The sequence below is a fragment of the Reichenbachiella ulvae genome (assembly GCF_025833875.1).
In the GTDB taxonomy this organism is placed as follows: domain Bacteria; phylum Bacteroidota; class Bacteroidia; order Cytophagales; family Cyclobacteriaceae; genus Reichenbachiella; species Reichenbachiella ulvae.
On record NZ_JAOYOD010000001.1, the window covers coordinates 829,877 to 842,654 of the forward strand.

12 protein-coding genes are annotated in these 12,778 nt (G+C 40.0%); all 12 read left to right on the plus strand.

What is annotated here, in order from left to right; all coding sequences use genetic code 11:
* The first annotated feature begins 72 nt into the window (after positions 1–72).
* The 12 genes from N7U62_RS03040 (at position 73) to N7U62_RS03095 (ending at position 12,771) form a co-directional block, all read left to right on the plus strand.
* Positions 73–696: a TetR/AcrR family transcriptional regulator gene (locus tag N7U62_RS03040; protein WP_264136403.1), complete on the plus strand. Its 624-nt coding sequence runs from the start codon at positions 73–75 to the stop codon at positions 694–696.
* A complete protein-coding gene (locus tag N7U62_RS03045) occupies positions 683–2,035 on the plus strand; it encodes a TolC family protein (protein ID WP_264136404.1) in 1,353 nt (450 codons plus the stop codon). The genes N7U62_RS03040 and N7U62_RS03045 overlap by 14 nt, the downstream gene beginning before the upstream one ends.
* A 31-nt stretch (positions 2,036–2,066) precedes the next feature.
* Complete coding sequence (locus N7U62_RS03050; RefSeq protein ID WP_264136405.1) at positions 2,067–3,224, plus strand: efflux RND transporter periplasmic adaptor subunit; 1,158 nt, start codon at positions 2,067–2,069, stop codon at positions 3,222–3,224.
* A gap of 23 nt (positions 3,225–3,247) precedes the next feature.
* Complete coding sequence (locus N7U62_RS03055) at positions 3,248–6,652, plus strand: efflux RND transporter permease subunit (protein ID WP_264136406.1); 3,405 nt, start codon at positions 3,248–3,250, stop codon at positions 6,650–6,652.
* A gap of 74 nt (positions 6,653–6,726) precedes the next feature.
* On the plus strand, positions 6,727–7,500 hold the full coding sequence (bla, locus tag N7U62_RS03060; RefSeq protein ID WP_264136407.1) for a subclass B1 metallo-beta-lactamase: 774 nt from the start codon (positions 6,727–6,729) through the stop codon (positions 7,498–7,500).
* A 52-nt stretch (positions 7,501–7,552) separates the two neighbouring features.
* Positions 7,553–8,290, plus strand: coding sequence for an RluA family pseudouridine synthase (locus N7U62_RS03065; RefSeq protein ID WP_264136408.1), 738 nt, complete (start codon positions 7,553–7,555; stop codon positions 8,288–8,290).
* Complete coding sequence (locus tag N7U62_RS03070) at positions 8,291–8,605, plus strand: DUF6787 family protein (RefSeq protein WP_264136409.1); 315 nt, start codon at positions 8,291–8,293, stop codon at positions 8,603–8,605.
* The gene (locus N7U62_RS03075) at positions 8,595–9,569 is read left to right on the plus strand and encodes an aminodeoxychorismate synthase component I (RefSeq protein ID WP_264136410.1); all 975 of its coding nucleotides are present in this window, start codon (positions 8,595–8,597) and stop codon (positions 9,567–9,569) included. The genes N7U62_RS03070 and N7U62_RS03075 overlap by 11 nt, the downstream gene beginning before the upstream one ends.
* The gene (locus N7U62_RS03080; RefSeq protein WP_264136411.1) at positions 9,553–10,146 is read left to right on the plus strand and encodes an aminotransferase class IV; all 594 of its coding nucleotides are present in this window, start codon (positions 9,553–9,555) and stop codon (positions 10,144–10,146) included. Before N7U62_RS03075 ends, N7U62_RS03080 begins: the two co-directional genes overlap by 17 nt.
* Positions 10,147–10,196: 50 nt before the next feature.
* Positions 10,197–10,820: a SiaB family protein kinase gene (locus tag N7U62_RS03085; protein WP_264136412.1), complete on the plus strand. Its 624-nt coding sequence runs from the start codon at positions 10,197–10,199 to the stop codon at positions 10,818–10,820.
* A gap of 165 nt (positions 10,821–10,985) precedes the next feature.
* On the plus strand, positions 10,986–11,390 hold the full coding sequence (locus N7U62_RS03090; protein ID WP_264136413.1) for a DUF1987 domain-containing protein: 405 nt from the start codon (positions 10,986–10,988) through the stop codon (positions 11,388–11,390).
* A gap of 61 nt (positions 11,391–11,451) precedes the next feature.
* Entirely contained in the window at positions 11,452–12,771 is a 1,320-nt protein-coding gene (locus N7U62_RS03095; protein ID WP_264136414.1) for a sensor histidine kinase, read from the plus strand.
* Positions 12,772–12,778: the final 7 nt, after the last annotated feature.

Here is a 12,778-nt window from a genome sequence, read left to right on the forward strand (position 1 = left end):
GCTTGGTGTTGCGTAGAAACCGAGGAAACGATTAGGATGTTAAAAGTTTCCTGAGTTTCTTTGCGGTCAATTATGAGTGATTTAGTAGAAAAGATTAGTCAAACAGCCTACGAGCTGTTTCATAGGTTCGGGATCAGGAGTGTCTCCATGGATGATATCGCACGTGAGCTGTCTATCTCCAAAAAGACCATCTATCAATATTTTAAAGACAAAGATGAGATGGTGACTCATGGAGTGATGAGGCACATAGAGCGGGAGATCAATGAGTTTACCGGTGTTTTAGAGAAATCTAACAATGCGGTTTTGGAATTGGTTAATCTGTCGACTTGCATCAAACGAAATATGAAGAAGATCAATCCTTCTATGTTGTTTGATCTTCAAAAGTTTCATCCTGAAGCATGGACTAAATGGCTAGAGTTTAAAAATGATTTCATAAAAAAGACTGTATTGGAGGTGATCAGGAGAGGGAAAAAGGAAGGTTACTTTAGAAGTGATGTCAACGAAGAGATGATGGCCATCTACAGGATCGAAACCATAGAGCTGACTTTTAATCAAACCATTTTTCCTCAGCACGAATGGGATTTTGTAGAGGTTCAATTGGCGCTGATGGATCACTTTTTAAGAGGAATGATGACCATAAAAGGAATAGAATATTACGAAGAACTGCACAACTCAATAAACAATGAGAATATATAAACGAATACTAACAGTATTATGCCTAATGCTGTCCCTCTCTCAGATGGGAAGGGCGCAAGACAAAACGAGCTTTTCTTTAGAAGAAGCGATTGAATATGCCTTGATTAACAACCAAAATGTAAAGAATGCAAGTTTAGAAGTGGAGGTTGCGGATAGGCAAGTAGATGAAATCATTTCGGATGGTTTACCACAAGTGAATCTGAATGCAGATTTGAACTACAATTATGCTATCCAGCAAGTATTCTTAGATACCGCTGATAGCTTCTTCCCACCACCGCCCAATTTGGAATCTGATGTAATAGGTTTTGGGTTAGGAGTCCCTTATACAAGTTCTTTTAGGTTGTCCGCAACTCAGATGATTTTTGACGGTTCATTTTTCGTAGGGTTGAAAGCCGCAAAGACATTCAAGGAATTGTCGAAAAAGGATCACATTAAAACTAATATAGATGTGGCAGAAGCTGTTTCAAAAGCCTATTATGGCGTTTTGGTTAATCAGGAAAGATTGGAATTGATTGAAAGCAATTTTGCCAGAGTAGATTCATTGCTCAGAGATACAGAGCTGCTATATGAAAATGGGATGGCTGAAAAAATTGATGTCAATAGAGTCAAAGTGCAATACAATAATCTGAAAGTTGAAAAGGATAATTATCATGCAGTTTTAGATCTCAGTAGATCTATTTTGAAATTTCAAATGGGCTTGGATACCAAAGCGAGTGTGGAGCTGACTGATGAACTTTCGTCTGTGAAGTTTTTCGATTATCAAAAAGTAGATGATTTCGATTATAACCAAAGAATTGAGTATTCTCAATTGAATATTAATAAGGAGCTCAATGAGCTGGATATCAAAAACATAAATGCACGCTATATACCTGCTATTAATGCATATGCGAATTATGGAAGGAATACAGGAGCCTTAGCAGTAGGGGATGTTTTCACCAATCCCTGGTCTAACGTAGGAGTAGTAGGATTACAGCTATCTATGCCAATTTTCGATGGATTAAAGAAGACTCGTCAGGTTCAGCAGCGAAAATTGAAGGCTGAGCAACTGAATAATCAATTTGAATTGTTGGAACAAAACATAGATATAGAAATACAGCAAGCCACTGCCAGCTACGAAAAGCAGATTGATAACATAGAGGCGCAAAAAGAGAATATGGAATTGGCACGAGAGGTATATGATGTGGCTAAAACCAAATATGAAGAAGGGGTAGGGTCGAATATAGAAGTGATCGAAGCAGATCGCGATTACAAACAGGCTCAAACCAATTATTACAATGCTGTTTATGATGCATTGATTTCAAAAGTAGAATTACAAAAAGCGTACGGAGTACTGCTCTAATAGAAAGAATTAAACTGAAACACCGATCAAAATGAGAACATACATATCGATCATAACTCTTGCCGTGGTACTAGGAGCCTGCGATGGAGAATTAGAAAAAAAGAAGGCGAAAGTCGAGGAGTTGAAAACAGAGATCAGCGAGCTGAAATCTGAAGTCGCTACGCTAGAAGATGAAATCAAGAAAGAAGACCCAGAATATGGGAAAAAGGCCATTAATAAGGTGCTGATTACAGCTTTGGAGATCAAGCCGAAATATTTCGAACATAAAATAGATGTACGAGGTGGAGTAGAGTCTAGAACCAACGTGACGGTGAGTCCACAGATTATGGGGAAAATTGAGTCCGTCAATGTCAAGGAAGGACAAAAAGTGAGCAAGGGCCAATTGCTATTTACACTGGACAATGACATCATCAGAAATAACATCGCAGAACTAAGAACTTCTTTGGAACTCGCGACGGTAGTTGCTGAAAAACAAGAGAACCTTTGGAAGCAAAATATTGGGACTGAAATTCAATACCTGGAGGCGAAGAATAATAAGGAGTCACTCGAACGTAAATTGGCTACTGCACAATCGCAATTGAGCCAATCTAGAGTGAAGGCGCCTTTTTCAGGAAGTATAGATAAGGTAGATGCCAAAGTTGGAGAAATGGCTCAGCCTGGTATGCCAATGGTAAGAATTGTAAACCCTGATGATATACACATCAGTGCGGATGTCTCGGAGAGATTCATTGGCAAATTCAAGCAAGGAGATAAAGTAGATGTTTATTTCCCAGCTCAGGATCAAAGACTAGAATCGACTGTTACATCTGTGGGTCAGGTTATCAACGATCAGAACAGAACTTTCAACATGGAAGTGAAGTTGCCAAAATTGGACTTCCCTGCTAAGCCCAATCAAGTTGTGGTTTTAAGTCTGAAAGACTATGTCAATGAAAAGGCGATCAAGGTGCCAACCAAATTGATTCAGTCAGATAAAATTGGTCAATTCATCTACGTGGTAGAAAAGCAAGGGGAAGAATTAGTGGCTAAGAAAAGTCACATCGAAACTGGTTTGTCTTTCAACAACGAAACAGAAATAGTTTCGGGTCTATCAACAGGTCAATCAGTAGCCCTGAAGGGATACCGTGACTTGTCTGAGGGCGTGATAGTAAGCATCGAAGACAGCAAGGAAACAGCAGTAGCTGCTAAATAACAAACTCAAATCATCATCCAATCATGGCTGAAAATAGCATACAAGAGGATATTAAAACTGAGAAGCAGTTTGGGTTGACCACTTTGTCGCTCAATAACCGCACGACGGTATTCGTGTTGACTGCTTTGATCATATTAATGGGGATATCGACTTATATCAATCTCCCCAAGGAAAGTTTTCCTGAGATACACCAACCGGTGGTCTATGTGGGAACCCCACATCCAGGTAACTCACCTGTGGATATGGAAAACCTGATTACAAGACCTCTAGAGAAAGAATTGAACACCATCGCAGAGGTGGATGAGATTCGCTCTACATCCGTACAGGATTACTCCACCATTATAGTGGAGTTTACTTCTGATACGGAAATCGAGGAGGCTTTGACTAAAGTAAAGGACGCAGTGGATCGGGCAAAGCAAGAATTGCCTTCTGATCTGGAAAGTGATCCTAACGTGTTCGAAATGAATTTCGCCGAATTCCCTGTACTGAATATCAACCTTTCGGGTGATTTCAGTATCGAGGAGTTGAATGACTATGCGGAGGATCTGGAAGATGAGATTGAAAAAATCATCGAAATATCCAAAGTGGAGATTCGTGGAGTGGACGAAAAGGAGGTACGCATCAATGTGGATCCTTATCAAATGGAAGCCCGTTTGGTCAATTTTTCTGATATAGAAAATGCCATTCGTGCGGAGAATATTACGCTATCTGGTGGCAACCTAAAAGAAGGAGATATCAGAAGATCCATTCGAGTGGTAGGAGAATTTGATAATCCTAAACAATTGCTGGAAGTAGTGGTGAAGCAGGAGGCTGGCAATATTGTTTACCTCGGAGATATAGCGAATGTAGAGTTTGACTATAAAGAGAAACAAAGCTATGCTCGATTGAGGCGCCAGCCTGTAGTGATGATGGATGTAGTGAAGAGAAGCGGTGAGAACCTGTTGATTGCCACTGATAAGATCAATGATATTCTGGAAGATTTCAAAGCCAATCGATTTCCTGAAGGCTTAGAGGTAACCATTACCAATGACCAGTCTCAGCAGACCAGAGACATGGTGAGCAGTTTGGAGAACAACATTATCTCAGGGGTATTGCTGGTAGTATTGGTACTACTGTTTTTCCTTGGAACCAGAAATGCCCTGTTCGTAGGGGTAGCGATTCCTTTGTCTATGTTTATGTCTTTCATGATTTTGGGGATGTTCGGTGTGTCTATCAATATGATGGTGCTTTTCTCCTTGATCATGGCGCTAGGTATGTTGGTGGACAATGGTATCGTGGTAGTGGAGAACGTTTATCGTTTGAGAGAGGAAGGTTTTAACTCCTATGAAGCAGCCAAACGTGGTGTAGGAGAAGTGGCACTGCCGATTATTGCTTCTACAGCGACTACCTTGGCAGCTTTCTTACCTCTGGCTTTTTGGCCAGGTTTGATGGGGGATTTTATGAAATTCTTACCGATCACTTTGATGGTAACGCTTGGCTCATCCTTGTTCGTTGCTTTGGTTATTAACCCCGTGCTCATAGCCGTGTTCATGAAATTGGATGGGGGAGAAAAGGTGAATAAAAAGAAAATTTTTAGTTATTTCGGTATAGCCTTTTTCATAGGTGTAGCCTTGTTATTAGCTAATGTCAATGCATTGGGAATGCTTTCGCTAAGCCTTGGACTTATCACTTTGCTGAACGTATTTGTTTTGGTTCCCTTGTCGAGGAAATTCCAAAGTGTTTTTCTACCCTGGTTGGAGGATCTATATAGCAAAACGCTTGATTTTGCTCTAGTTGGAAAGCGGCCTTATTTATTCTTTTGGGGAACGGTAGTGTTGCTGTTCATGTCTATTGGACTGATGAATGTGTTCCCTCCAAAAATAGAGTTCTTCCCAAAGACGAATCCTAAGTATGTAAACATCTTCATAGAATTTCCGGTTGGGACGGATGTCGAGTCTACCAATAGATTTACGGAGAGAATCGAAAATGAAGTCTTCGAGATCATCGATCCTTATCAGGAGATCGTAGAGTCTGTCATTGCCAATGTAGGGGCAGGAGCATCGGATCCTATGGATCAGTCATCATTTGGACAAGGTGAGACACCGAATAAGGCAAGAATCACTGTCAACTTTGTGGAATTCAAGGAGAGAAATGGGGTTTCGACTGTTACGATCATGGATTCGATCAGGTCTAAATTAGACGGCTATCCTGGTGTAGCTATCACCGTGGACCAAGAGCAAAATGGACCTCCAACAGGAAAGCCGATTAGTATTGAAGTAATCGGAGAGGATTTTGAGACTTTAATCGAAATCTCTGAGCAGATGAAAAGTTTCATCAATAAATCTGGAATTGAGGGGATCGAAAAGTTGAAGTCAAATCTGGAAACGGGTAAACCAGAGCTGATTGTCGATATAGATAGAGAAAAGGCCCGTCGATTTGGATTGTCTACCCAATCCATCGCGATGGAGGTGAGGACAGCACTTTTTGGCAAGGAAATTTCGAAATACAAGGAAGGAGAGGATGACTATGAAATCCAACTTCGTCTCGATGAAAAGTATCGTTATGACCTGGATGCTTTGATGAACAAAAGTATTGTGTATCGAAATCAGTCTAATGGTAAAATTGTTTCTGTTCCGATCTCTTCAGTAGCCAAAGCAGAACTTAGTTCTACCTATGGTTCGATCAGAAGAAAGGATTTAAACCGAGTGATCACCATTAGTTCTAACGTAGAGACGGATGCCAATGCTACTGAGATCAATGAGCAGATCAAGCGATTGCTGACTGACTTTGATATGCCTGCTGGATATGAATACCGATTCGGTGGTGAGCAGGAGAAGCAAGCGGAAGAAATGGCTTTCTTGAGTAAGGCACTTTTGATCGCAGTATTTCTGATCTTCTTGATTATCGTTTCTCAGTTCAATAAAGTAACTACTCCATTCATCATTATGACTTCAGTGGTTTTGAGTACTATTGGAGTATTCCTTGGACTAGTGATTTTTCAAATGAACTTTGTGGTGATTATGACCATGATTGGTATTATCTCACTAGCGGGTATTGTGGTGAACAATGCGATTGTGTTGATCGACTTTATAGAGCTGATCAGAAACCGTAAGAGAGTAGAAAAAGGAGTAGATAAATTAGAAATGGATGATATCGTACATGCCATCGTAGAGGCAGGTAAAACCCGTCTTCGTCCGGTATTGTTAACAGCAATCACGACAATTCTGGGATTAATTCCACTAGCGGTCGGATTAAACATTGATTTCATCAAGTTCTTTTCTAGTTTTGATCCGGACTTCTATTTAGGAGGTGACAATGTGGCCTTCTGGGGTCCTATGTCATGGACGATTATTTTTGGGTTAACTTTTGCAACCTTTTTGACCCTTGTCATCGTTCCTGTTATGTACCTATTCTTTGCGAAGTTGAATCGTAAGTTAGGTTTGAGTTAGAATTTAAGATAAATTGATATAGTGATGATAGCGGGGGGCCTTAGTTGCTCTTCGCTTTTTTTTTATGTCCGGATATGATAAGAACCCTCCTGCTAAGCTTGTTTTGTTTGGCTCTGTATGCTTGTAGTACTCAGGTGACTGAACAAAAAGAAATTTCAACTGCTAAACCTGAATGGGAAGAAAAGTACCAATCAGAAAACTTGATCATTCGCCAAATCTCTCCTCATTGCTATCAATATATTTCTTATTTGTCAACACAGGATTTTGGCAAGGTAGAATGCAATGGAATGATCGTGATGAAAGATAAGCAAGCCTATGTGTTTGATACTCCTGCTACGCCTGAGGGTTCTTCAGAATTGGTTTCATGGCTCCAGGATAGTCTGCAAGTAAGTACTAGACTCATTGTGCCTACACATTTTCATTCAGATTGCCTGGCTGGCTTGGGTGTTTTTCATAAAAATGGGATTCCTTCCATGGCGGAAGCTGAGACTTATCAATTGGCTCGTGCGGACTCTGTTGAGGTGTTGCCTCTGAGCTCATTTGGTGGCGGCATGGATTTTACTATTGGGCAAGATACCATCAAGGTTTATGATCCAGGACCTGGACATACAGCTGATAATGTAGTGGTTTATTATTCTGCAGATCGGGTTTTGTTTGGCGGATGTCTGGTGAAATCTGACGGAGCAGGAAAGGGGTATTTAGGTGATGCAGATGTTGCCAATTGGCCTAATAGCATTAAGAATATTCAGAGCCAATTTCCTGATATCGTGTGGGTGATACCGGGCCATGGGGAGGTTGGGAGTACTCAATTGTTGGATTATACCATTCAACTCTTTCAAAACGAATAATAATGAGGAACTAAGCTCTCAGAGATACACTAATTTTCGCTTACTTTGCGACATGTCAAAAGCTTTCATTTCCGTTTACGAAGACAATCATTTGCTGATTGTGGACAAGGCACCGGGTATACTGGTACAGGGAGACAAAACAGGTGATAAACCATTGGTCGACCTATGCAAGGACTATATCAAAGAAAAATATGAGAAACCGGGAGCCGTTTTTCTTGGACCTGTACATCGTTTGGATCGACCCGTAAGTGGATTGGTCGTGATGGGTAGGACCTCTAAGGGACTTGAGAGAATGAGTAAGCTATTCAAAGATCGTAAGATCAAGAAGACTTATTGGGCGATAGTCAAAAGAAGACCGCCAGAGAAGGAAGGGAAACTGGTTCATTGGCTGAAGAAAGATAGTGCTAAGAACAAGACGGAGGCATTTGATGAGCCAGTAGATGGAGCACAAAAGGCAGAGTTGAAATATCGTGTGATGGGCCATCTGAACGACCATTATATGCTGGAAGTTCAACCTTTGACCGGAAGACCACATCAGATTCGTGTCCAACTGGCCAGCATGGGATGTCCGATACGTGGGGATGTGAAATATGGTTTTTCGAAACCCAATCCGGATGCCAGTATCAATCTACACGCGCGTTCTCTGGATTTTATTCACCCAATCAAAAAGGAGCCGATTAAGGTTTTGGCAGGTGTGCCTCAAAATGATTTTTGGGAACAGTATTTAGTTCTAGATAAGAAAAGTGCCAAAGTAAAAAGTAGAGATAAATTCATAGATAAATTACAGTAGATGGGAATGCTGGATCGTTTGAAGAAGAGATGGCAACTTGATAGTTTATGGCAGGTGATCGTTGTTTTGATCGTTTTTGCCTGCACAGGGTTTACTGTCATGTTTTTGAAGCGCCCCATCATGGCATTAATAACCAACTCTTCAGATTATGAGACCTTATTTACCATTCTATACTACATATTCATTCTTCCGGTCTATTTCCTTATTCTCTTGATTTATGGTTTCTTGTTTGGTCAATTTTCCTTCTTTTGGTCATTTGTGAAGCGGACCTGGTACCGAATGACTGGCAATAAATCTAAGATTGATGCTCAATAGATCAGAAGCCATTGCCAAAATCAATGATTTGGCAAGTCAAGGATCTCCTTTCTTATTTATTTCAGACTTTAAAGGAGAACAAAATCATATTCTTCCAAATTCAGAGATAAAAAGCGACGAAGTTCTATTCCAAATCAATGGACATGGAAATGCCTCCGGCGACCAGGTGAACCACCAATCGATCCCACTTGAGAAATCTCCATTGGCGTTTGATGAATATCAGAGAAAATTCGAATTTGCACTCAATCAGATCAAGCAGGGTAATAGCTATTTGCTTAATCTGACATGTCCGACTCCTGTAAGGGGAGGAGGTTCATTGAAAGAAGTTTTTTATCATAGCAATGCTCGGTATCGACTGTGGTTCAAAGATAAATTTGTGGTCTTCTCACCAGAAATTTTCATTCAGATCAATGATGGAGTATTGGCTTCTTATCCGATGAAGGGAACCATAGACGCAGACCTGCCCAATGCAAGAGAGCAATTACTCAATAGTGAAAAGGAGATGGCTGAGCATGCGACAATTGTAGATTTGATTCGCAATGACATGAGTATCTATGCGCGAAATGTTACGGTTGAAAAGTTTAGATACATCGACGAAATCAAAACCAATCACAAGCATCTGCTTCAAGCGAGTTCCAAAATCACGGGGAAGTTGGAAGATGGTTATTTGAATAAGTTGGGAGATATTATTTTTTCTCTTTTACCTGCTGGGTCGATTAGCGGCGCGCCAAAACCTGAAACTTTGGAAATTATACAACAGGTTGAAGGGTATGAAAGAGGCTATTACACGGGAGTCATGGGTTACTTCGATGGAAAGAATTTTGACAGCGGAGTAATGATTCGTTTTATTGAAAACCAGAATGGAAACTGGGTGTATAAAAGTGGAGGAGGCATACATGCGCTTAGCGATGTGGCTTCCGAATATCAGGAAATGATTGATAAAGTCTATGTACCGATTTATTGAAAGTATTAATTACATCGACGGAAAACCACAGTTGCTAGAGGGGCATCAGGCACGCTTGAATCAAACTTTTTCTGCCTATTTTTCTGAATTTCCTTCACATGATTTGAGTCAATTGCTGCCAGTAATCCCAGATCATGATCAGCACAAATGTCGCGTAGTTTATGATGCGGATTCTGTAGAGGTGGAGTTCGTTAAATACAGAAAACCAGAAATCCATTCCTTGAAATTAGTGCAGGGAAACTCGATTGAATATTCACACAAATTCGAGGATCGCAACGAATTGACTAAATTGTATGAGAAGAGAGGTGAAGCGGATGATATTATCATTGTGAAAAATGGTAAAGTTACCGACACCTACTATGCAAATCTGGTATTATATGATGGTTCGGACTGGTGGACTCCGGATACTTATTTGCTCAATGGAGTGATGAGGCAGTTTTTGCTGGAGAAAGGAGAGGTTAGATCGTGTCCTATTGCCATTGAGGATTTGGGGAGTTTTAGCAAAGTGAGTCTGATTAATGCCATGAATTCCTTAGGTCGCATAGAAATTAATGTTGATAGTATTATTTTAAAGTGAAATAGATTTATTTTAATATTGAGTTCCAATTAGAATCATTGCATTCGGTCATGAAAAAAAGAAGAGTTAGAAGCAAACAGGCAAATCAGTTAATACATCTTAAGAATATCATCGCTTTTAGTGATTTGATGAAGGAGTCTGATGCCAATATCGTATATCTGGGTAAAGTAACTCAGTCGACCATTGATGGTATCACCGACATGATGGAAGAAAGTATGATAGAGCGCCAGGAGAGCAAGCAAACTACTAAGCGCGTTTATCATGTGATGATCGAGGCACTTCAAAATATCTGTAAGCACGCAGATAGTACCGCAGAATATGCTTCTAATAGTCTGGAAGATGGTTTGGCCAAGGATGGTATTTTCTTGATTGGTCACAATGAAGAGGAGTACTATGTAACTACAGGTAACCAGATTACTACTCAAAACACCATGCACCTGAGAGATACTTTGGATAAGATCAATGCTCTTGATAAGGATGGTTTGAGAGAAATGCACAAGCAAGCCATGATGGAGGGTAGTATCTCAGATGTAGGGGGTGCCGGATTGGGTTTTATAGATATCAAGAAAAAAACAGGTACCGAGTATGAGTACTATTTCGAGCCTTTGAGTCCAGATCATTGCTTCTTTATCCTGACCATCAGGATCTTAAAAGAATCGGTGAAGGATTTTTAAATCTTTAATTAGGTTTTTTGCTCAAAAACGAGGTTTACGAGATTCTCCTAATCGAAAAATAGGTAAAAAAGCCAGTTGTATCCAGGACTATACTTTTCTACATTTGTAATAGCAGTAGAAAAGAATGTTTCACCGTAGGCAAAGGCCTACAAACCCGACTAGGCTATGGATGGATATTACATTAGAGCTACAGGATCGACTCCCTCGATAGAGTTTAGCCCGGCAAAAGGTTTACTAGAGATTACGGGAGTGTCTACCCCCGATGACCCATTGAGTTTTTATGGGCATATTTTTAGTCTCTTACACGAATTTGAGGCGGTTAACAACAAAGAAATTGTGGTCAATTTTGGATTAAAGAATATGACTGGGTCTACCACCTATATTTATATTCTTGTCAAGAAGTTGATTTCCCTTCAGAACGAGAATCGTGAATTGATCTTCAATTGGTATTATGAGAAGAACAATGAAAAAATTCTCGAGACTGGAAAGGAGATCAGTCAGCACTATCAGCACCCTTTTAATTTTATTGGAGTGTTCAAAATCAAAGAATCTTTAAGGCAAGCGAGCTAATCTTTGAATTAAAGGTGAATATTTTTCTTTCTGCTGCTATATTTAAGAAAAGAAAAATATTGTGAAGAGTAAGAATTACCTAACATTAGCTTTATTCGTTGCATTGCTGTCTACACAGGCAGTTGCGCAATCCATTTCTAAAGAAGAACTTGACCAGCTGCAGAGCGATGCGTCCTCTGCGAGTTTGTATCTCATATTGATGATAGTCTTTCTGGTACTTTTGGTAGCAGGGGGGATTTTCGCCTTTATGAAAATCAGCAAACTGAAAGAAGTAGCTGATCAAACTCAATCCCTTAGGAAGCAATACCAGCATCAGATCAATCAGTTAAATGAAGAACTGAAAGATAGCAGAGTACAAGGTCAGGGACTTTATCAAAAACTGACTGCTCTAAGCGCTAAAAACAAGGAGATCAAAAAGGTTTTCAAAGATGCCTACGACAAAGTGGTGGCTCAAAATGCTGAGATGAAAACCAAGTTGGGTGAAAAGCAGAAAGAAGGAAAGAATACTGAGATTGAGCAAATCTATGATAAGCTGGAAGATGCTCAGGCTATGGTGCTACATTCAGAAAAGATGGCTTCTCTGGGTCAGTTGACTGCTGGTATCGCTCACGAGATCAACAATCCGGTCAACTTTGTATCAAATGGTGTCAATTCAATCAAAGAGAATTTTGAAAAATATCAGCTCTTTATCCAGAACTATCGAACCGTTTGTGAACAAGAAACAATAGAGGAGGTGAAGAAACTCTACAAGTCAATCCGTGAGGATGATCAAGAGTACGAAGAGTTAAGGTCTCTTACTGAAGAATCTATTGATGATGTAAGCTATGGTACCAATCGTATCACAGAAATTGTCAATGGCTTGAGAATCTTCTCTAGACAAGATGAGCATGAGGTAAAAGAAGCAGAAGTGGCTACTATTATCGATAATGCACTATTGATCTTGAAGCCGAAGTATAAGAAGAAAGCCAAAATTCTTAAGGATTTCGATCACGGCCTAAAGGCTATCAAATGTTTGCCAGGTCAGCTGAATCAGGCTTTGGTTAACTTAATTGGTAATGCCGCTGATGCGATTGATTTTAAAGGGACTATTACCATTAGAACCATAGATCAGGATAAAGATCATGTTCAGATTCAGATCCAGGATGACGGTAAGGGGATTCCAGAGGAGGTTCGTAAGAAGATTTTTGATCCATTCTTCACAACAAAACCAGTAGGAAAAGGAACAGGATTGGGTCTATCCATTACTTATAGTATTATCGATAAGCATGGTGGAACTATCACTGTGGACAGTACAATAGGAAAGGGGACCATATTTACTGTGACCTTGCCAAAGCAAATCAAATTGAAAAAGCAACCTCGCGAATCAAAGAAATTTATATAAACAAAAA

What these genes read in the sequence shown, in the direction of transcription:
- N7U62_RS03045 (WP_264136404.1), top strand. Translation starts at nt 683, where the DNA reads ATGAGAATATATAAACGAATACTAACAGTATTATGCCTAATGCTGTCC.
- bla (WP_264136407.1), top strand. Translation starts at nt 6,727, where the DNA reads ATGATAAGAACCCTCCTGCTAAGCTTGTTTTGTTTGGCTCTGTATGCT.
- N7U62_RS03050 (WP_264136405.1), top strand. Translation starts at nt 2,067, where the DNA reads ATGAGAACATACATATCGATCATAACTCTTGCCGTGGTACTAGGAGCC.
- N7U62_RS03055 (WP_264136406.1), top strand. Translation starts at nt 3,248, where the DNA reads ATGGCTGAAAATAGCATACAAGAGGATATTAAAACTGAGAAGCAGTTT.
- N7U62_RS03080 (WP_264136411.1), top strand. Translation starts at nt 9,553, where the DNA reads ATGTACCGATTTATTGAAAGTATTAATTACATCGACGGAAAACCACAG.
- N7U62_RS03070 (WP_264136409.1), top strand. Translation starts at nt 8,291, where the DNA reads ATGGGAATGCTGGATCGTTTGAAGAAGAGATGGCAACTTGATAGTTTA.
- N7U62_RS03090 (WP_264136413.1), top strand. Translation starts at nt 10,986, where the DNA reads ATGGATGGATATTACATTAGAGCTACAGGATCGACTCCCTCGATAGAG.
- N7U62_RS03040 (WP_264136403.1), top strand. Translation starts at nt 73, where the DNA reads ATGAGTGATTTAGTAGAAAAGATTAGTCAAACAGCCTACGAGCTGTTT.
- N7U62_RS03085 (WP_264136412.1), top strand. Translation starts at nt 10,197, where the DNA reads ATGAAAAAAAGAAGAGTTAGAAGCAAACAGGCAAATCAGTTAATACAT.
- N7U62_RS03075 (WP_264136410.1), top strand. Translation starts at nt 8,595, where the DNA reads ATGCTCAATAGATCAGAAGCCATTGCCAAAATCAATGATTTGGCAAGT.
- N7U62_RS03065 (WP_264136408.1), top strand. Translation starts at nt 7,553, where the DNA reads ATGTCAAAAGCTTTCATTTCCGTTTACGAAGACAATCATTTGCTGATT.